A 19,574-nucleotide genomic window follows, 5' to 3' on the forward strand; every position below is an offset into this window, starting at 1 on the left:
TACCCTGATTTATGTATATAAAGTATAAAATAGGTCATAAATATTGACCTTAATTTTTAAATTATTACCGTCAATAAACAAGTTTTTAATTATTGCATAGCTAATATGCTTAAATCGAATTGTTTTAAATAAATACTTTATAAGTTACGTAGAAATAATGTTTCAAAATATTATAGAAGTTTTAATTCTCTCTGCAATTCAAGGAATATCTGAATTTCTTCCTATTAGTTCCTCTGCTCATTTAATTTTGGTTTCTACTTTATATGAATTTAAATCTAGTTCTTTACTTATTGATATCGGCCTCCATCTAGGTTCTCTAATAGCAATAATTTATTTTTTTAGGGATGAACTATTTGATGCTAGAAAAAATAAAAGACTTTTAAGTTTAATTATACTTGGATCTATTCCGTTAATAATTGTTGGATACATACTTTATAGCACAAATTTAATTTATCAGTTTAGAAACATAGAAATTATAGCATGGACTACTTTAATATTTGCAATAATTTTATACATCTCAGACAAAAATCGATTTGATAAAAAAATTTCTTCAAATTTAAATTTTCAGTCAATAATATTTATAGGTATTTTCCAAATTTTCTCTCTTGTACCTGGAGTAAGTAGAGCAGGAATTACTATAACAGCTGCGAGAATTTTAAAATTTAATAGAGTAGACTCAAGCAAAATATCTTTTTTACTTTCAGTCCCAGCGTTAGCTGGAGCAAGTGTCTTAAGCTTAAAAGATGTTTTTGAACAATCAATACAATTAAATTACTTAGTTGTTATCGCAATTATATCCTCTTTTATTTTTTCTTTTCTTACGGTAAAATTCTTTTTAATTTATATAAATAAATTTTCAATGAATGCGTTTGTAATTTATAGAATAATAATTGCTTTGATTTTATTTAGTTTAATTTATTAAATATACTTCTTTTTAATCAAAGGAAGTAATTGAGACAAAAGAACTCCACATAGAATAAAAAAGCATCCAAGTAAATTATTAATATTTAGAATTTGATTTAAAATAAACCAAGCAGCTATAGTTGCAAATACACCTTCAAGAGAAAAAATTATAGCTGCAGGTGCTGGAGTAATATTACGCTGGGCATAAATTTGTAATACAAATGCAAATCCACCAGATAATATACCTGCATATAAAATTGAATAAATTTCCATTAAAATATTACTTAAAATAAATTCTTCATAAGTAATTCCAATTATAAATGAAAAAATAGCCACAATTAAAGTCTGTGCAGCTCCTAAAGTAAGTGGAAGATTGTATTTAGTTATAATGATTCCAGTAAAAATAATATGAGTGCTCCAAAATAAAGCTCCAAGAACGACTAGAGTATCTCCTAATCTTACTGTTGCATCATGAAAATTTGTTAATAAATATCCTCCAATTAAACATAAAACTACAGAAGGCCATACACTCCAATGCATTGATTTTTTACCAAACAAAAAAATGATAATCGGTACCATTGGCACATAAAAAATTGTAAAAAAAGCAGCATTTGCAACATCTGTATAAAGCAAAGCTACTTGTTGAAGTGCAGAGCCTAAAAATAAGGAAATTCCAATTAATAATGAATAAATTATGAAAGTTTTTTTATCTAATTTAAATTCTGATTTAAAATTTTTTAATTCAAATAAAATCATAAGTGGAATTATGGCTAAAAAACCAACAAAAAACCTCACAGCATTAAATGTAAAAGGGCCAATATTATCCATGCCTGTATCTTGGGCAATAAAAGTTGTTCCCCAAATGAAAGTGCACAATAAGGCACTAAACAATGATATGGATTTACTCATTTTTAATTAGACAGCTAGTTTATAAGCAAAATTTTTGCCTAAGTTTTCTTTTAGATCATTATTAAACCTAGCTGCCTCTGCACCATCAATAATTCTGTGATCATAAGATAAAGAAATTGGGAGCATAGTCCTGGTTTGAAACTTCCCATTTATAAAAATTTGTTTTTTTTCTGATCTTCCTACTCCTAAAATAGCAACTTCAGGATAATTAATTATAGGGGTAAAAAATGAACCTCCTATACCTCCTAAACTAGTAATCGTCATCGAGCCACCAAACAATTCTTTTTTATCAATTTTTAAATTCCTACAAAGTTCACTTACCTCTTTTAATTCTTTACTTATGAGAGAAATTTTTTTGTTATTTGCATTTCTTATTTTTGGAACCATTAATCCATTTGGCGTATCGACTGCTATTCCAATATGGTAATATTTTTTTAAAGTCATTTTTCCAGTTTCAATTTCGTCGATAGAAGAATTAAAACTAGGAAATTTCTTAAGAGATGCAACTAAAGCCTTTATTATAAATGCTAGAGGTGTAATTTTAATTTTTTCTCCAGTATACATATCTATTAATGAACTTCTAAAACTTTCCATCTCCGTTATGTCGGCTTCATCGTGATTTGTAACATGAGGAATTGTTGTCCATGAATTTGTAAGATATTTTGATGATAATTTTTTTACTCTTGGTATGTCTTTAATTTCTATTTCGCCAAAATCAGAATGTTCAAATTCGTTTTTAATTTTATCTGGTTTAATATCTTTTGCTAAAACTTTGTTTTTTGAATTAAATGAAACAAATTTTTTAATATCATCTTCAACAACTCTGCCATCTTTCTGACTTCCCACTACTTGATTAATATCTACGCCAAGTTCTCTAGCAAATTTTCTAGCTTTTGGACTTGCAGATGAAATCTCTGAAATATTATTTTTAGAAAAAGTTTTCCCTTGAATTTCAGGTTTTATTACCTCAATATTTTTTGACTCTTTTTCAATTTCTGGTTTTTCTTTAACCTCTTCCTTTTTAACTTCTAAATCACTTTCTACAGTTAAAATTAAGTCGCCTTCAGAAACTTTGTCTCCTACTTTTATTTTTAAATTTTTAATTTTACCCTCTAAATTTGATGGTATTTCTACGCTAGATTTATCACTTTCAATTGTTATTAGAGCATCATTTTTTTTAATTGATTGACCTTCAGAAACTAATACCTCAATTACCTCGACATCTTTAAAATCTCCAATATTAGGTACTTTAATCTCAATTTCTGACATTTATAATTTCGTTGGCATTGGTTTGTTACTGTCAATATTATACTTCTTCATTGCATCTTTTGCATATTTAGAAGTTATAAGCTGTTCCTTTGCCAAAATACTTAAACCGTAAGCAACTAAGTGTTCTTTATCTACCTCAAAAAATTTTCTTAAATTTTTTCTTGTATCACTTCTCCCAAAACCATCTGCTCCTAATGAATAAAAACTTTTATTAGTGTAAGATCTGATTTGATCTGAATTCATTCTCATATAATCAGATGCAGCCATAATTGGGCCCTCAGTTTGGCCCAGGCATTGCTCAACATAAGATTTTTTAGGTTCTTTATCTGGATTCAAAAGATTATATCTTTCTACCTCCATTCCATCTTTTCTTAATTCATTAAAACTTGTTACACTCCATATCTCACTATCAATTTGATAATCATTTTGTAAAATCTCTGCAGCAGACATCATTTCCCTCAGGATTGTTCCTGATCCTAAAAGTTGGATTTTAGTTTTTTTGTATTTGTTAAATTCTTTTATTTTATACATACCCTTTAGAATGCCTTCCTCACAATTTTTATCTTTTGGCATTTCTGGGTGTGAATAATTTTCATTCATTGTTGTAATATAATAAAAAACATTCTCATTTTTCTCATGCATTCGTCTGAGACCTTCTCGAAAAATTACTGCTAATTCATAATGAAATGTAGGATCATAAGTTACACAATTTGGAATAGTTGATGCAATTAAATGACTATGCCCATCCTGGTGTTGCAAGCCCTCTCCAGCCAATGTTGTTCTTCCAGCTGTTGCACCCACCAAAAACCCTCTAGCCTGACTATCACCAGCTGCCCAAGCTAGATCTCCTATTCTTTGGAAACCAAACATTGAATAAAAAATATAAATTGGGATCATTTCAATATCATGATTAGTATAAGCAGTGGCAGCAGCAATCCATGAAGACATAGCACCTGCTTCATTAATACCTTCCTCTAAAACTTGACCACTTTTATCTTCTCTATAAGAACTTAATTGAGCTGCATCCTCAGGTTCATATTTTTGTCCCTCATGCGCATAAATCCCTATTTTCTGAAAAAATCCTTCCATGCCAAACGTTCTTGCTTCGTCAGGAATAATAGGAACCAGTCTAGGAGATATATTTTTATCCCTTAATAAATTTGTTAACATTCTCACAAGTGCCATAGTAGTAGACATTTCTTTTTCACCTGTTGATACTTTCATGAAATCGAAAATATCTTTTGAGGGTGCTTTGATTGGTTTAGCGAAAGTCGAACGTTCAGGTAAATATCCACCTAATTTAATTCTTTTTTCTTTTATATATTTTATTTCTGGAGATTTTTCGTCAGGCCTAAAGTATTCAATATTTCTCACCTGTTCATCTGTTAAGGGAACATCAAATCGATCTCTATAGTACATCAAGTCATCAACATCTAATTTTTTAGTTTGGTGAGTAGTATTTACACTTTCCCCTGATTTTCCCATTCCGTAACCTTTAATAGTTTTTGCAATTATCACTGTTGGGCTCCCCTGATGTTTAGTCGCTTTATCATATGCTGCAAAAACTTTATGAGGATCATGTCCACCTCTGTTGAGCCGCCATATATCTTTATCAGACATACTTGAGACTAATTCTAATGTTTCAGGAGATTTTCCAAAAAACTTTTCTCTAACATAAGCACCATCTCTTGCTTTCATTGCTTGATACTCACCATCTACAGTTTCATTCATAATTTTTATTAAGTGACCAGTTTTATCGTTAGCTATCAATGAGTCCCAATATGATCCCCAAATAACTTTTATTACATTCCACCCAGCTCCTCTAAAACTTCCTTCAAGTTCTTGAATAATTTTTCCATTACCTCTAACTGGACCATCTAATCTTTGAAGGTTACAATTAACTACAAAAATTAAATTATCTAAGTTTTCTCTTGCAGCTAGCCCGATTGCACCCATGGACTCTGGTTCATCCATTTCTCCATCACCTAAAAAAGCCCATACTTTTCTCCCTTCATCTTTAATCAAACCTCTATTGATTAAATATTTCATGTACCTTGCTTGATATATTGCAAGCATGGGACCTAATCCCATCGATACTGTAGGGAACTGCCAAAATTTTGGCATTAACCAGGGGTGTGGATATGACGATAGACCTCCAGGTTTTACTTCTTGTCTAAATTTATCTAATTGTTTTTCATTTAATCTACCCTCCAAGAATGCCCTTGCATACATTCCTGGAGCACTGTGTCCTTGAAAATAAATTAAATCTCCACCAAATTTGTTATTTTTTGCTCTCCAGAAATGATTCATCCCAACATCATATAATGTTGCAGCAGAGGCAAATGTACCAATGTGTCCACCAAGTTCGGGATATTTTTTATTTGTACGTACCACCATCGCAGCTGCATTCCATCTAATTAACGATCTAATTCTTCTTTCAATATTTTGATCGCCACTAGACTTTACTTCAGCCTCAGGAGGTATTGTATTAATGTATGGTGTATTTTGAGTATAGGGGATATTTGCTCCTTCACGATAAGCTTTATTAATTAATTCTTTTATTAAAAAATGGGCTCTATGATTTCCGTCTTTAGAAATTACCGCAGATAAAGACTCTAACCAATCTTGAGTTTCAAGTGGATCGATATCAGAACCATTAACAGCTTGAATTGTAGATTGTTTTTTCTCTACTACTGGTTCATTTATAATCTTTTTTTCATCTTTTTTTTCAGCTATTGCTTCTTCAGCTTGTTTAATTATGTTTTCTGTATCTTTTGGAAGAGCACTTTCAGATGATGTTTTTAATGATGATGTAAGATTGAGCAATAAATCTCCCTTAGAAACTTTATCACCAACTTTAACTGCTACTTTATCTACTTTTCCATCAACAGTAGAAGGAATTTCTACACTTGATTTATCGCTTTCAATTGTAACTATCGGATCATTTTCTTTAATTTGATCACCAGGTTTTACAAGTATCTCTATAACCTCAACATTTTCAAAGTCACCAATATCAGGAACAAGTAATTTTTCGCTCATTATTTAAAACGTTTTATATACCCAAAAAAATATTATTGGACTTTATTTTATCACATTAACAAGGTTTTTTTCTTTAATCTTGTATTTTTATTATACAAAAAATAAAAAAATAATTGAAATTTAAGCTTTTTAGCTTCTCTCAATACACATAGCTATTCCCATACCACCACCTATACAGAGTGCCGCACAACCTTTTCTTTTATCTTGCTTAATCATTTCATGAATTAGAGTAACCAAAATTCTCGATCCAGAAGCTCCTATCGGATGACCTAAAGCAATTGCACCTCCATTGACGTTAACTTTCTGCTCAGGTAATTTTAATTCTTTAATTACTGCAATACTTTGTGCTGCAAATGCTTCGTTTATTTCAAATAAATCAACCTCATCAACTTTCCATTTGGCTTTAGATAAAGCCTCTTGAATTGAAGGTATTGGTCCAAGTCCCATTAATGAGGGCTCAACCCCACAAGTCGCCCACGATACAATTTTAACTAATGATTCTAACGATTTTTTTTCCGCTTGCTCTCTGGACATTAACACTAAAGCAGCTGCACCATCATTTATTCCTGAAGAATTACCAGGTGTTACAGTTCCATTTTCTTTAAAAACTGTTTTTAATTTTTTTAAATCTTCAATACTTAAATTATTTCTAGGGTGTTCGTCTTTTTCAAAGACAAATTTTTTATCACCATCTTCAATTTGTAATTTTATCAGCTCATCTTTAAATTTATTTTTGCTGTAAGCTTTTTCTGTTTTTTTTTGAGAATTTAGAGAAAAATTATCTTGTTCATCTCTTGAAATTTTATACTTTTCTGCAACATTTTCAGCAGTAACACCCATGTGATAATCATTAAATGAGTCTAAGAGACCATCATTTATCATTGTATCTACCAATTTTTTTTCAGAAAATTTTTTATCTTCTCTATAAAAAATTGCATGAGTTGCTCTAGACATGCTTTCTTGACCACCTGCAATGACAATTTTATTTTCTCCTAAACTAATTGATTGATATCCTGAAACAATAGATCTTAATCCAGATCCACAAACTTGATTAACAATATGAGCAGGTTTTGAAACTGGTACTCCAGCACCAATTGAAGCTTGTCTAGCAGGGTTTTGACCTAGTCCAGAAGTTAAAACGTGCCCCATAATTACTTCATCAATCTCCTCTAAATCTAATTTTGATTTATAAATTACCTCTTTAATTGCTATTGATCCTAATTTTGATGCGCTAAGGTTTTTTAACGACCCTTTGTATCTACCAATTGGAGTTCTTAGTGCTGAAGTAATAACAACATCGCTAGAATTTTTGCTCATAAAGTAATTAACATAATATTTTATAAGTTAAATTACATCAAAAACTTTGATATATGAGATATATTATTAAAAAGGACCGCTGGCCAAATTGGATAAGGCGCTCGGCTACGAACCGGGAGATTCCAGATTCGAGTTCTGGGCGGTCCACCAAAAAGGAAATAAAAATGTTTAATTGGCTTTTGAATGCATCTTTACAACAATCAGTAATTTATTTTTTTATAATTATTTTAATAATTTTATTAATTTTAACTTTAATATTATAAAAAATTATGAGCAGTAAATTTGAGCAAATAAGTATTAAACCTGGATTTATGAAACACAATGGGGGTGTTTTATTTAAAGCTATTTCAGAAAATGAATATGAATTTAAATCTATAATTAATGAAAATCATTTAAATGCTGCTGGAATAACTCATGGAGGTTATTTATCTGCTTTAATAGATGCAGGAGCAGGAACAGCCGCGCATAGAGCTGCAGGAAATGCACCATGTGTAACTATCTCTTTAGATATAAAATTTATAGGAGCTTCAAAAGTTGGAGATGAAATTATTGGATATACAAAAATTTTAAAAAAAACAAATACTCTTGTGTTTTTATTTTGTGAGCTAAAGTGTAATGATAAAATAATCACCTCTGCATCAGGAGTATGGAAAATTATTAAAATAAAGCCTTCTAATTTAGGACCAGGAGGATAAAAAAATTATTTTTTAAGTTGTAAAAAAATTACTGGAGATATCAAAAATAATCCTAAAATAGAACTCAGAATTCCTGGGGCAATAAAAAATAAAGAATTCACTCCTAAATACCAACGTTGGTAAATTGGTACACTTTTTAACCAATAGCCAGAAAAACTTATTCCTATTAATCCTATTCCTATCATTGCAGAAATTAATGTTTGAAAAAAAATGTATATATCAAAACCCTGGGCTACCAATAACAAAGATGGTGAATAAACAAAAACAAATGGAACTAATGCCTTGGCAATACCTAACCTAAATGCTGTGTTTCCTGTTTTAAAAGGATTAGAACCTGCTATTCCTGCAGCTGCATAAGCAGCAAGAGCTACTGGGGGAGTTATATCTGCTAAAACACCATAATAAAAAACGAAGAAATGAGAAACAATCGGTTCAATATTTAGTTGTGTTAATGCTGGTGCTGCAACAGCCACTAAAATTATATAAGTTGCAGTTGTTGGAACCCCAGTTCCCATAAAAATACAAGAAAAAGCGATTAATAATAATGAGAAAAAAAGTGTCAAATCTTCAATAGTTAGCAAACCAAATGGAATAAAATTTAGAAAAAAACCTCCTATGTCACCTGCTGTTTGAATTACAACATATCCTAATCGAAATCCAACACCAGTTAGTGTTACAACACCAACTATAATTCCGATCGCTGCAGCTGCAGCTCCAACAGCTAAAGTATTTTTTGCTCCTTGTGATAAACACTGAACGAGATCTTTAATTGTAAGTCTATTTGTTTTTTTTACAAAACCAATTAATATGCATGCTATAATTGAAATTACTGCAGCATAGTCAGGTGTACGACCAATCAAAATTAAATAAACTAAAAGTATTAATGGTGCCAAGGACAACCAGTTATCTTTAACTACTGATAAAAATTTTGGTACTTCTTCATCTGTTAACCCTCTAAGGCCTAGCTTTTTAGCTTCCAGGTGAACCATTATAAATATGCCAAAATAATGAAGTAAAGCAGGAATAAGTGCTGCTGCTAAAATATCTCTAAGTGGAAGTTCTAAATATTCTACCATTATAAATGCTGCAGCTCCGAGTATTGGGGGTGTAATTTGGCCACCTGTAGAAGCTGTTGCTTCAACAGCTCCAGAAAAATGTGGTGGATAGCCAACTTTTTTCATTGCTGGAATTGTTAAAGACCCAGTCGTAACAGTATTAGCGATAGATGAACCAGAAATAGTTCCTAAAAAAGCAGATGAAAAAATCGCAACTTTTGCTGGACCTCCAGAATATTTTCCTGCTATGACCATAGCTAAATCAATAAAAAGTTGGCCCAATCCAATTCTTGTTGCAAGCACACCAAATAATATAAATAAAAAAACATATTGAGCCATAACCCCGACAGCAATTCCATAGATTCCTTGATTAGTAAGATAAATATGATTTACAAAACCAACCCAACTAGCGCCTCCATGTTTTAAAGCACCAGGAAAATAAGGTCCAAAAATAGCAAACAAAATAAAGAGCACGCAAATAAAAGGTAGAGTAAAACCAATTGATCTTCTTGCAGCCTCTAAAGTCAATACTATCAAGAAAGATCCCATTATAATATCTATATTTTCAGGATTACCAACCCTCGGTGCTAAAATCTCTGGAGGTAGTAATGGTAAATATAAAGCTGAAATAACTACTAAAATTGAAAGAATTATATCAATAAAAGGTGTATTAAAATTTTTTTTACTATGATCAATTTTTTTCCAACTATAAAAAATAAAAACTAAACCTACAACGAAAGAGATATGTATTCCTCTATGCAAAATTTCTCTAATTGTACCAAAACCAGAAGCATAGAAATGATAAACAGACATTAATGCTAAAACTAAAAAAGCAAAAGATTTTAAAACATTTTTTAATTCCCTCTCATTAGTTTTAACCTCATATCTTTTTTGTAAATCAGAAACTTTTTTTTGTGAAATATTAAACTCAGACATGAAAAAATGCCCTAGATCAAAATGGATCTAGGGCAGTATATTTTTTATTAATTATTTTAATAGTCCTGCTTCTTTATAGAACTTTTCTGCACCAGGATGTAATGGTACTCCTACTCCCGAAAGGGCTGTATCAGGTGTAATTGTTTTCCCTTTTGCATGTCCTACATCCATTAGCTTTCTAGACTCCTTATTCCACAAAGCTTTTGTTATTTTATATATTAAATCAGTGTCCTCTTTTGCTGATGTAAACCACTGAGCACCAACAGCAACGGTATTAACTGCATCAACACCTTCGTAAGTTCCTGATGGTATTGGACTTTCAGAAAAAAAACCATATTTTGAAGTTAGAGCTTTTGCTCCAGCACCATCAATAGGTACTAATTTAATATCAACTGCAGATGCAAGCTCAACTATTGCACCAGTTGGATAGCCAGCTACAACAAAAATAGCATCAACTTTACCATTTCTTAAGGCATCAGTTGCGGCCTTTCCTTTCAAAGCTTCTGCTTTAACATCATTAGTGCTTAATCCATTTGACTCTAAGATTAATTTAGCATCTACATATGTTCCAGAGCCTGGCTCATCTAATGATACTCTTTTTCCTTTTAAATCTTTTACTGAATTAATATTACTTTTTTTTAAAGCTACTAAATGGATATGTTCCTGAAATAAAGCCGCAATCGTTCTCAAATCTTTTGCGGGTTCCTTACCTTCCATTGTCCCTGTTCCAGTATAAGCCCAATAAGCAACATCAGATTGTGCAAATCCAGAATTTCTTAATCCTGAAATAATAGCGTTTACATTATCAACTGAACCTCTAGAGGAAACGGCAGATGCAATCAAACCATCAACTCCGCAACTTCCACCTTTTCCACATTCCCTTGAACCTGGAGGTTTTGAAATAGCATTGGCTATCATTCCTCCTACTGGATAATAGGTATAAGCAGTTCCTCCAGTACCAATTGTAAAAAAAGTCAATTCATTAGAAATTGCTTTCCCTAGAAAAGAGCCTGAAAGAAACAAAAAAACTGCAAATGTTCTAAATAATTTTTTAAACATAAATCTCCTTCTATTTTATATTTTTATTAAAAACTAATTAATCATATCATCTAAGAATATCGAATTCTAATAATTTATATTTAGATACTTAATTCTTTTAAATTACTATATTGTTCAAGAGCTTCCGGATTTGCTAAAGCTTCAATGTTTTTAATTTGACTTCCTTCTATCTTACTTTTAACTGCAAGTTCAACTATTTTGCCACTTTTTGTTCGAGGTACATCTTTTACAACAATAATTTTACTTGGAACATGTCTAGGAGATGCATTTTTTTTTATTTTTAATTTAATTTTGTTAATTAATTCTGCTGTTAATGAATAATTTTTGCTCATTACAATAAATAAAACTATTCTAACATCATTATCCCATGATTGTCCTACAACGATAGACTCTTTTATTTCTTTAAACTTTTCAACTTCTGAATATATCTCTGCTGTTCCAAGTCTTACACCTCCTGGATTTAAGGTGGTGTCTGATCTACCATGAATTATATACCCACCACTATTTTTTATCTCTGCGTAATCTCCATGGTGCCATATATTTTTAAATCTATTAAAATAGGCACTCTTAAACCTACTATCATTTTTATCATTCCAAAACTTTAAAGGCATTGATGGAAAGGGATTTTTACAGACAAGTTCTCCTTTACTATTTTTTAAAGACTTCCCTTTATCACTTAGTACATCTACATCTAAAGCTAAACCATTGTTTTGTATTTCTCCTATATTTACTGGCTGATATAAATTTCCTAACACAAAGCATGAAACAATGTCAGTACCACCAGAAATTGATGATAAGTGTACATTTTTTTTAATGTGTTTATAAACATATTTAAAACTTTCCTGTGAAAGTGGTGACCCAGTTGAGCAAATTGTTCTTAATTTATTAAGTTTGAATTTATATTTTAATTTTGGTTTAAACTTTCTTAAAGCATCTACGTACTTAGCACTTATTCCAAATAAAGTTATTTTTTCTCTTTGTGCTATTTTCAAAAGCAAATCAGCAGATTTAAACATTGGAGATCCATCAAACAGAACAATAGATGCCTTAGAAGCTAATGAACTAACTAACCAATTCCACATCATCCATCCACAAGTAGTAAAATAAAAAACATTATCGTTTTCTTTAATATTACAATGTAATTGATGTTCCTTCATATGCTGGATTAAAACACCACCAGATCTATGACAAATACATTTGGGTTTTCCAGTAGTTCCACTTGAATATAATATTGCTAACTCTGTTTCAAAATCAAATCTTTTAAAATTAATTTTTTCAGCATTAGTTTGTATTAATTCATTCCATTTAAAAAAATTAATTTTTTTAAATTTAAATTTTTTTTTAATAAATTTTTTTCCAGGATAATTACTAATTACAACATTTTTAATTGATGGGATTAATTTTAAAATCTCTGGAAGTCTTTTTAAAACATCTATTTTTTTTCCATTATAAAAATATTGATCAGTAATGAATAAAACTTTTGGATTAATTTGAGAAAATCTTTCTATTACACCTTTAGAACCAAAATCAGGACTACAAGAAGACCAAATACCACCGAGGGAAGTTGTAGCAATGAATGCTTCAACCGTTTGAATAGTATTTGGCATATAGGCTGCTACTCTGTCTCCTTTTTTAATATTTATTTTTTTTAAAAATTTTGAAATTTTATTAGTATTAAAATTTAATTGCCTCCATGATCTTTCTTCTCTAAACCCATTTTCACTTATAAAAGTTACTGCTTTTTCTTTATTATTTTTTGATAATAAATTTTCACCAAAATTTAGTTTGCTACCTGGTAAAAATAAATTTTTATAAAAAGTTTTTGATTTTCTAATTTTTTTTTTACTTTTAGTTCCTTTTATTTTGCTAAAATCCCAAAATTTACTCCAAAACTCAGGTGAATTTTTAATACTCCAATTTAATAATTTTTTATAATTTCTATTAAATTTTATTTTTAATTTTTTTGAAATGTAATTTTCAAATGCAAATAAATTTGAATTTTTTTTTTCATTCAAAGGGGGTTGCCAAAGTTTTTTACTCATTTTATTAAATTAAATTACTGTTATAAAATTAATCTTATTTATGATAATCTCACTAACATTTAAAATAAAATGAGAACTTTTTACCCTCCGATTCGGTCATGTTTTAGACTATTTTTGTTCTTTAGCAGTAACAATATCTGGTAGGAAAAAAAAAAGAAGCACAAAAGATAGAAATGACTAAAAATAAAATTACAGCTGTTCTCGGTCCTACTAATACAGGCAAAACCCATCTTGCTATCGAAACTATGCTTTCTTTTGAGAGTGGAATGATTGGATTTCCACTTAGATTATTAGCAAGAGAAGTATATGACAAAGTAATCAATAAAATAAGTTTGGATAAAGTTGCATTAATAACTGGAGAGGAAAAAATCATACCAACTAATGCTAAATATTTTTTATGTACAGTTGAGTCTATGCCAATTGACAAACATTTAGAATTTGTTGGGGTGGATGAAATCCAAATGTGTGCTGATCATGAAAGAGGTCATATTTTTACTGATAGACTTTTAAATATGAGAGGTGAAAAACTTACAATGCTGATGGGCTCAAGTACCATTAAAAATATCATCTCGAAATTGAATGGAGATATTGAATTTATCAACAGAGAAAGATTATCTAAACTTACCTACGCTGGTCACAAAAAAATATCAAGAATTGACAGAAAAACAGCAATCATTGCATTTTCGACAGAGGAGGTTTATGCGATTGCAGAGTTAATAAGAAGACAAAAGGGTGGTGCTGCTATTGTAATGGGATCACTAAGTCCAAAAACAAGAAATGCTCAAGTTGAACTATATCAATCTGGGGATGTTGATTTTCTAGTTGCAACAGATGCAATTGGTATGGGAATAAATATGGATTTAGATTTTGTTTATTTTTCAAATGTTAAGAAATTTGATGGAAAAAAATTAAGAAGATTAAATCTTGCAGAAATAGGTCAAATAGCAGGTAGAGCTGGCAGGTATCTTAACGATGGGAGTTTTGGTATTACTGGGGATTGTAAAGAAATATCTCCAGAAGAAGTAGAGTTATTAGAAAATCATAGATTTGAAGAAATTAGAACTTTATTTTGGAGAAATTCTAATCTTAATTTCAATAATCCAATTAGTTTGATCAGAAGTTTAGAAGAAAAACCTCAAGTGGAATGGCTAAGAAAAATTCATGAATGTGAGGACGAAAAAGCTCTAAAATATTTTTTAAAAGATCAAAGAATTTTAAATATAGGATTTGATAAGAAAACTTTAATGCTTTTATGGGAATGTTGCCAAATACCTGATTTTGTAAAAAAAACTTACGGAAATCATTTTGAGGTTGTTGGGAATGTATTTAAATTTTTAACTAGCAAAAAAGGACTAATTTCTGAAGATTATATGAGATTACAGCTTATGAAACTAGATAAATTAGATGGAAATGTAGATTCTTTATCAAATAGAATTGCAAATGTCAGAACTTGGTCATATGTTTCGAATAAAAATAATTGGGTAGAAAACCAAAATTATTGGATAGAAAAAACTAAACACTTAGAAGATAGACTTTCAGATAGGTTGCATGAAGAACTTACTAAAACTTTTATTGACAAAAGAGCAAGTGTACTCGCTAGAGGTTTAAAACAAGATATGGAATTTAAAACTGAAATTTTACAAAACAACGATGTTAAAATTGACGATCAATTTATTGGAAAGATAAAAGGACTAAAATTAGAACTAGATCTGAAAAAAGGTGCTTTGGAAACAGATATTAAATCTTTAAAAAAAGCTGCAAGACAAACTATTGGTCCAGAATTAGAAAAACGTGTTCAAACAATAATTGATACAGGATTAATTCATTTGAATGAAGACTTTAAAATTTACTGGAATGATTTCCCAATTGCCAAATTAACAACAGGTAGCGACTATTTAAATCCTAATTTTGATTTAATAGTTGATGATATTATTGGACAAAACACTAAACAGAAATTAAACGATTACATTAACAAATGGATACATTCAAAAATAAACAATGTTCTCAAAAGTTTAATTGATTTAAAAAATATAAAAGAAAATAATTCATCAATTAAAGCACTGGCATACCAACTCTATGAAAATAATGGTGTATTAAAACGGGACCAAGTTTCTGAATACTTAAAAAACCTAGAACAAAATGAGAGAAAAATTCTTAGAGACTTAGGGGTAAAGTTTGGAAGGTATCATGTTTTCCTTTATCAATTAATTAAGCCTGAAGCAGTATCTTTGCGAACATTATTATGGAAAAATTTTTATCAAAAATTTCATAATTTAAAACCACCTACCTTCGGCTTGAATTTTTTAGATGATAAAAAAATAAGAAATAAAAACTTTATGCTTTTGTGTGGATTTGAAAGATTTGATAATTTTTTTGTAAGGATTGATATTTTGGAAAGATTGTTTGTGTTAATAATAAATTCTAATTCAAAAGAAAATTCTGAAATAAAATTAGTTCCTGAAATGTTAAATCTTTTAGGATGTAGTAAAGATAAATTCAAAAAATTACTTCAAAAAATGAATTATAAAATATTTGAAAAAGAAGATGAAACATTTTTTAAATACAGTCCAACTAAGAAATTTAAAAAAATTACTACAAAGAAGATTTCAAATGAAAATCCATTTAAAATATTAAAAAATTTAAATTTAAATTAAAATGTTTTTTAAAAAAGATGAAAAAATAAATAATAATTTTCTTCCTAAAATTTGTGCTTTATTAATTCATGCTGCTAAAATAGATGAGAATTATACAGATAAAGAGGAAGAAATTATCAAGAAAACACTTAAAGAGCTTGGTGTAGAAGATGAAAATATTTCTAAAACAATTGAAGAAGCAAAAAAAATTGAAGAAAACTCAAATCAAATATTAGATTTTACTAAAGAAGTAAAAAATTTACCTGAACAAGACAAAATAAAAATCGTAGAGGCTTTATGGTCTATAATTTATTCAAATAAAGATGCTGACATATATGAAACTAATTTAATGAGACGACTTGCGGGATTACTTTATATTGACAATAAAACAATGGGCGATATTAAAGAAAAAATTAAACAAAATTCAAAATGACATATATTGTTAACGACAATTGTATTAAGTGCAAACTAACAGACTGTGTTGATGTCTGCCCAGTTGATTGCTTTTACGAAGGTAATAATATGCTTGTAATTAAACCCGATGAGTGTATAGATTGTGGCGTTTGCGAGCCAGAATGTCCCGTCGATGCCATAAAAGCAGACACTGAACCTGGAAGTGAAAAATGGTTAGAGATCAATAAAAAATACTCTGAAATCTGGCCTAACATAAGTGAAAAAAAAGATCCACCTGCGGATCATGAGAAATTTAAAAATGAGCAAAATAAGTACGAAAAATATTTTAAAGAAAATCTTTAGAGGCAAAACAGATAAAAAAGTGAAAAAAAAAGTTTCGAAAAAGAAAGTTGTAAAAACCAAAAAAACAGTAAAAGCTAAAAGAACAGTAAAAACTAAAAAGCTTAAAAAAATAATTTCAAAAAAAGTCAAAAAAGTTGTTAAAAAAGTTTTACCCAAAACAACTAAAATAAAAAAAAATGTTAAAGTTACAGAATCAACAGCTGAAACAAAAGTAGATAATTTAAGAATTTCAAAAACCAACGAAGTTAAGCCTGAAATAAAAAAAGTTAAAAAACAAGAGACTGAAAAAAGGGAATACAAAATTAAAGATCATGTTGTTTATCCAAAGCATGGAGTGGGGCAAATTACTGAATCTAAAAAAATTAACATTGGTGGAATTGATGTTGAAACATATGTTATTAAATTTGAAAAAGATAAAGCTAATGGAATGGTCCCTGTAAACAAGCAATCTCACTTAAGGCCGTTAGCAACTATTAATCAAGTTAACAAATGTATTTCAATATTAAAAAGTAAACCAAAAATTAAGAGATCAATGTGGAGTAGAAGAGCACAAGAGTATGAAGCGAAAATATCTTCTGGAAAAATATATGAATTGGCTGAAGTAGTCAGAGATTTAAATAAAGGTGATGATCTTATGGTAGATCAGTCTTATAGTGAAAGACAACTATTTGAAAAGGCTTATGAAAGAATTTTGTCTGAATTTCAGATTGTCTTAAATGTTTCTTTAGAGGATACTCAGAAAAAATTAGACAAAGCACTGAAAAGAAATATAGGTGGGCAACCCCAGCCAGTAGCTCCTGCAAAACCTGCAACTAGTGAACTACCTGTGGACGAGCCAATTTCTGATAACGATGAAGCGATTGACGAGTAAAAAAAACGCCTCTCATACAAATTGTAATGAGAAGCGTTTTTTGTAAAGAATACTAAGTTACTATTTTCTTCTTCTTTTTTTTGCTTTTTTCTTAGCTTTTTTCTTAGCTTTTTTCTTAGTTTTCTTTGCCGCTTTTTTTCTTTTCTTAGGCATCTTTAGCTCCCTTTTTTAGTTAAACGAATCAAATTGATTCGCTGTTAACATATTTTTATTTTTTTCTATAAGTTATGTCAATTCTTTAATTAAAAGTAAAATTTTATGAAAATTATTTTTAATTTTTTATTTTTATAAAACTTTTTTTTACTAATTTAGTTAATGTTTATGCGGCTAATAAACAATTTTATTTAAGTAATTTAATAAAGATTTTCTAGCTGATTTTTATATTTTTCAGTAACTTTTTTTCTTTTTACTTTCATTGTTGGTGTCATTAAACCATTTTCAATAGAAAAATTTTCATCTATTAATTGAATTCTTTTTATCTTTTCTAATAAAGTTAATTTTGCATTTATTTTTTCAACTACTTGATTTATTTTTTCTTTTTCATTCAAAAAATCTTTATTAGGTACAATTAAAGCTACTAAATAATTTTTTTTGTCACCATAAACCATACATTGATCTATCTCAGGCTCATTCGTGATCATATTTTCGATTTTAGCTGGTGAAATATTATCACCTCCAGCACTTACTATGATATCTTTTTTTCTATCGGTAATTTTTAAATAACCGTCATTTGGATCTATCTCTCCAATATCACCAGTATGAAGCCATCCATTTATTATTACTTTATCAGTTTCTTCTTTTTTATTCCAATATCCTAACATTACATTTTCACCTTTAACTAATATTTCTCCGTCTTCTGCAATTTTAACCTCATTTCCTTTAAATGGAGGTCCTACAGTTTCTACTTTAATTTTATGTATTGGATTGCAACTTACTACTGGTGATGTTTCTGTTAAGCCGTATCCCTGAAGTGTCGGTAATCCTATAGCATTTAAAAATTCACCTATTTCTTTATCTAAAGCACCACCACCTGAAACGAAAGCTTTTAAATTTCCACCAAATTGTTTTTTTACTTTCTTTCTAACTAATTTATCAACCATAAAATCGAGCAATTTTTCATAAAAAGTCATTTTTTGATTTAATAGTTTTTTTCTCCCCAGACGAAGAGTTACTTCAATTAATTTTGCTTTAAGACCCGTTTGTTTTTTTAAATTAATGTTTATTTTGTTGTAAAGGTTCTGATAGAACCTTGGAACAGCAGTCATAAGCGTAGGTTTTGCCTCAGAAATATTGTCTAGAAGTTTTTCAATTTTTTCAGCATAAAATACTTTAGCTCCTACTGCTATTTGTACAAATTGAACACAGTGCTCATAAGAATGAGAAAGCGGAAGCCAAGTTAAAAATACTGGTCTTGAGTTAAATAATGGTTTTATAATTCCACACGATCCCTCAACATTATTCAAAATTCCACCATGACTCAAAATTACTCCTTTAGGATTCCCTCCAGTTCCTGAAGTATAAATAATACATGCTGGAGACTTTCTGTTTAATTTATTATTTTCGATTTTATCTTCCTCTAATAAATTATTCTCAATTATTAAGTTAAAATCTAAGTATTTTTCTTTATTAATTAAATTTAAATTATTTGTTACTTTATCTATTTCATCCAAAGTAATAACTTTTTTGATGAAGTCTTTTTCATTAATTGAATTATTTAATTTTTTTAACATTTCATTATTTGAAACAATAACTAAGCTTGGTTCACAATCTTCAATCAAATACTTATAATCACCTTCCATATAAGTTGTATATGCTGGAACTGTAATTCCACCGGCAACCATAATAGCTAAATCACAAACAAACCATTCGGGTCTATTCTCTGAAACTAAAAGACATCTATCACCTTCTTTTATATTTTCTTTTATAACTTTTGATAATTTTAAAATATTCATTTCAGTTTGTTCCCATGTATATGTTTTTTTATTACTTGAATTTAGCCATTCTAAAAAAATATCTTTTTTATTTTGTTTATTTGCTTGATTTACAAACAATTCGATCAAATTATTTAAATTATTTATATTCATAATTAC

At 29.3% G+C, this 19,574-nt stretch carries 14 protein-coding genes and 1 tRNA gene; 7 read left to right on the forward strand and 8 right to left on the reverse strand.

The window, feature by feature from the left end; genetic code table 11:
• Nucleotides 1–157 precede the first annotated feature (157 nt).
• Nucleotides 158–922 (forward strand): undecaprenyl-diphosphate phosphatase, encoded by a 765-nt coding sequence (locus tag ACTT9L_RS05285; RefSeq protein ID WP_440928272.1) that lies wholly within the window; start codon nt 158–160, stop codon nt 920–922.
• On the opposite strand, the gene ACTT9L_RS05290 is transcribed toward ACTT9L_RS05285, so the two are convergent.
• The 4 genes from ACTT9L_RS05290 to ACTT9L_RS05305 form a co-directional block, all read right to left on the reverse strand.
• Complete coding sequence (locus tag ACTT9L_RS05290) at nt 919–1,812, reverse strand: DMT family transporter (RefSeq protein WP_440928273.1); 894 nt, start codon at nt 1,810–1,812, stop codon at nt 919–921. The two genes, ACTT9L_RS05285 and ACTT9L_RS05290, sit on opposite strands and share 4 nt — an antisense overlap.
• Nucleotides 1,813–1,818: 6 nt before the next feature.
• Nucleotides 1,819–3,081: a 2-oxo acid dehydrogenase subunit E2 gene (locus tag ACTT9L_RS05295; protein ID WP_440928274.1), complete on the reverse strand. Its 1,263-nt coding sequence runs from the start codon at nt 3,079–3,081 to the stop codon at nt 1,819–1,821.
• Nucleotides 3,082–6,120 carry a pyruvate dehydrogenase (acetyl-transferring), homodimeric type gene (gene aceE / locus ACTT9L_RS05300; RefSeq protein WP_440928275.1) on the reverse strand — a complete coding sequence of 1,013 codons (3,039 nt, stop codon included), beginning with the start codon at nt 6,118–6,120 and terminating at the stop codon, nt 3,082–3,084.
• Between the two features lie 129 nt (nt 6,121–6,249).
• Nucleotides 6,250–7,437, reverse strand: a complete 1,188-nt coding sequence (locus ACTT9L_RS05305; protein ID WP_440928276.1) for an acetyl-CoA C-acetyltransferase — start codon at nt 7,435–7,437, stop codon at nt 6,250–6,252.
• 73 nt (nt 7,438–7,510) lie between these two features.
• Between ACTT9L_RS05305 and ACTT9L_RS05310 the strand changes: the two genes are divergently transcribed.
• Nucleotides 7,511–7,587, forward strand: a tRNA-Arg gene (locus tag ACTT9L_RS05310).
• A gap of 119 nt (nt 7,588–7,706) precedes the next feature.
• Nucleotides 7,707–8,132: a PaaI family thioesterase gene (locus ACTT9L_RS05315; protein ID WP_440928277.1), complete on the forward strand. Its 426-nt coding sequence runs from the start codon at nt 7,707–7,709 to the stop codon at nt 8,130–8,132.
• A gap of 5 nt (nt 8,133–8,137) precedes the next feature.
• On the opposite strand, the gene ACTT9L_RS05320 is transcribed toward ACTT9L_RS05315, so the two are convergent.
• From ACTT9L_RS05320 to ACTT9L_RS05330, 3 genes are all read right to left on the reverse strand, one after another.
• On the reverse strand, nt 8,138–10,123 hold the full coding sequence (locus ACTT9L_RS05320) for a TRAP transporter permease (RefSeq protein ID WP_440928278.1): 1,986 nt from the start codon (nt 10,121–10,123) through the stop codon (nt 8,138–8,140).
• A gap of 51 nt (nt 10,124–10,174) precedes the next feature.
• On the reverse strand, nt 10,175–11,182 hold the full coding sequence (locus tag ACTT9L_RS05325) for a TAXI family TRAP transporter solute-binding subunit (RefSeq protein WP_440928279.1): 1,008 nt from the start codon (nt 11,180–11,182) through the stop codon (nt 10,175–10,177).
• Between the two features lie 80 nt (nt 11,183–11,262).
• Nucleotides 11,263–13,224, reverse strand: coding sequence for an acetoacetate--CoA ligase (locus ACTT9L_RS05330; protein ID WP_440928280.1), 1,962 nt, complete (start codon nt 13,222–13,224; stop codon nt 11,263–11,265).
• Between the two features lie 173 nt (nt 13,225–13,397).
• Here ACTT9L_RS05330 and ACTT9L_RS05335 point away from each other — a divergent pair, with 173 nt between their 5' ends.
• Genes ACTT9L_RS05335 through ACTT9L_RS05350 form a run of 4 tightly spaced genes read left to right on the forward strand, consistent with a single transcriptional unit; the run spans nt 13,398 to nt 17,484 of the window.
• The gene (locus ACTT9L_RS05335; RefSeq protein WP_440928281.1) at nt 13,398–15,878 is read left to right on the forward strand and encodes a helicase-related protein; all 2,481 of its coding nucleotides are present in this window, start codon (nt 13,398–13,400) and stop codon (nt 15,876–15,878) included.
• Between the two features lies 1 nt (nt 15,879).
• Nucleotides 15,880–16,290 carry a TerB family tellurite resistance protein gene (locus tag ACTT9L_RS05340; RefSeq protein WP_440928282.1) on the forward strand — a complete coding sequence of 137 codons (411 nt, stop codon included), beginning with the start codon at nt 15,880–15,882 and terminating at the stop codon, nt 16,288–16,290.
• Nucleotides 16,287–16,613: a ferredoxin FdxA gene (gene fdxA, locus ACTT9L_RS05345; RefSeq protein WP_440928283.1), complete on the forward strand. Its 327-nt coding sequence runs from the start codon at nt 16,287–16,289 to the stop codon at nt 16,611–16,613. The genes ACTT9L_RS05340 and fdxA overlap by 4 nt, the downstream gene beginning before the upstream one ends.
• Nucleotides 16,555–17,484 (forward strand): CarD family transcriptional regulator, encoded by a 930-nt coding sequence (locus ACTT9L_RS05350; RefSeq protein WP_440928284.1) that lies wholly within the window; start codon nt 16,555–16,557, stop codon nt 17,482–17,484. The genes fdxA and ACTT9L_RS05350 overlap by 59 nt, the downstream gene beginning before the upstream one ends.
• Before the next feature lie 353 nt (nt 17,485–17,837).
• Here ACTT9L_RS05350 and ACTT9L_RS05355 read toward each other — a convergent pair whose 3' ends face one another.
• On the reverse strand, nt 17,838–19,568 hold the full coding sequence (locus ACTT9L_RS05355) for an AMP-dependent synthetase/ligase (protein WP_440928285.1): 1,731 nt from the start codon (nt 19,566–19,568) through the stop codon (nt 17,838–17,840).
• Between the last annotated feature and the right edge of the window lie 6 nt (nt 19,569–19,574).

This window comes from Candidatus Pelagibacter sp., from assembly GCF_052049675.1.
GTDB lineage: Bacteria > Pseudomonadota > Alphaproteobacteria > Pelagibacterales > Pelagibacteraceae > Pelagibacter.